Genomic DNA, 1,458 nt, shown 5'->3' on the forward strand with positions numbered 1-1,458 from the left:
GAGCGGCGCCAGCGCCTGCCCGAGGTGGGCGAGGGTGCTGTCGTCGAACTTCACGCCCGCAGCGCTGATCGTGGTCTGCCAGTCCTTGTCGGTGTAGTAGGCAAATGCCTCGGCCATGCGCCGCTCGGCTTCGGCCACGCTGATGTTCTGCTCTTGCGCCAGCGCCTTGGTTTGCTCGGAGATGAGCTTGCGTTCTTCCAGGTGCAGTTAATGGCTGTCCTATTACAGATCACGTCGACGATAGCCATGAGCATCACCAGCGAAGAACGTGAATTTTTCATTGCTCTGGGCGAACGCATTGCCCGCCTGCGCAAAGAACATGGCATCACCCAAACCCAACTGGTCGAACGGCTGGGCGTGTCCCAGCAGACTATTCAAGCCTATGAGTCCGGTAAGCGGCGGATTCAGGTAGCGGCGCTGCCAGAACTGGCCCGACTCCTTTCGACCACACTCGAAGAGCTGTTTGGTCAGCAGCAGGAAACCACTGTGCGTAAACGTGGGCGTGCTCCGAAATGGCAACAGCAACTGGAAGCCATCGATCAACTGCCCAAGAGCCAACAGAAATTCGTTGCGCAGATGCTCGACGCCTTGATTGCTCAGGCCACGACCAAGGCAAGCAGCGAAGGAAGAGAGATTTTGCAGTAAGCAGATAAAACAACACCGGCGCGAGGCCGGTGCAATTCCAATAACTTTTACAGAAAATACCAGTGCGAGTTCTGCTATCGGGGACAAGTAAAATTTCTAAATATCAAGTTATGGATATATACCGAGCCGCTCAAGCTCAGAGAAAAAATACTCCATACCTTCCCGTATGCTATCTGTATCTTTTCTTATTACAACATCGTTACTTGTCGACATATTTAAAATAAAAGTATAAATATTACGCTCTCTTTCACCATCCACCTTAAAGATGAAAAAACCTTTATTTTTCATCGCCACCAACTCTAGTATTTGAATAAACTCCTCTAGCCCGACGCCATTCATACTTGGCGAACCGAAACGAGCCGCATACTTTTCAGAAAGCTCATTGAAAGACATTAATCCAGCCCTCTTAATGCTTTTGAAATGTCTTGGACATTAGTTAGATTCCCCGTCGCAACCTTATCCACAACATTCCAAATAATTTGTCTTGGCGGACCATCCACGCCGTTTTTTATAATCAACTGCTCAACCACCTCAGCAGCAGTCCGCTTGTTCCCATTATCAAACAGATGCCCGCCTGCAATATCCCTGATCATTGAGCCAGCCTTATTATAAAAACCATCATAATTGGCAGCATTTGCAATAGCCGTATCTACTTCTCTGAATGAAACCGAACCGCCAAACTGTGAATTTATAGCAGTGATGTCATCTGCACTTAAGCCGACCTTGAAACCACCAAGACCTGTTCCACTTGGTAGGTTTGACGCTGAACTTAAGCCACTAGTAGTTAGATCATCTACCTTTCCGGCAGCGCCA

General features: G+C 48.8%; 3 protein-coding genes. 1 reads left to right on the top strand and 2 read right to left on the bottom strand.

Going from position 1 to position 1,458, the window contains the following annotated elements:
* Positions 1-153: 153 nt before the first annotated feature.
* Positions 154-645 carry a helix-turn-helix domain-containing protein gene (locus FW760_RS25950; protein WP_218186785.1) on the top strand — a complete coding sequence of 164 codons (492 nt, stop codon included), beginning with the start codon at positions 154-156 and terminating at the stop codon, positions 643-645.
* 108 nt (positions 646-753) lie between these two features.
* Here FW760_RS25950 and FW760_RS25955 read toward each other — a convergent pair whose 3' ends face one another.
* Together FW760_RS25955 and FW760_RS25960 are read right to left on the bottom strand one after the other, a co-directional pair.
* Positions 754-1,038, bottom strand: coding sequence for a hypothetical protein (locus FW760_RS25955; RefSeq protein WP_043305952.1), 285 nt, complete (start codon positions 1,036-1,038; stop codon positions 754-756).
* A partial coding sequence (locus FW760_RS25960; RefSeq protein ID WP_446444109.1) for a hypothetical protein occupies positions 1,038-1,458 on the bottom strand: 421 nt, incomplete at its 5' end. The genes FW760_RS25955 and FW760_RS25960, both read right to left, overlap by 1 nt.

It is taken from the genome of Pseudomonas sp. 1176_21 (assembly GCF_052850635.1).

Excerpts from the sequence above, each read along its gene's own strand:
- FW760_RS25955 (WP_043305952.1), bottom strand. The coding sequence starts at position 1,038 with ATGTCTTTCAATGAGCTTTCTGAAAAGTATGCGGCTCGTTTCGGTTCG.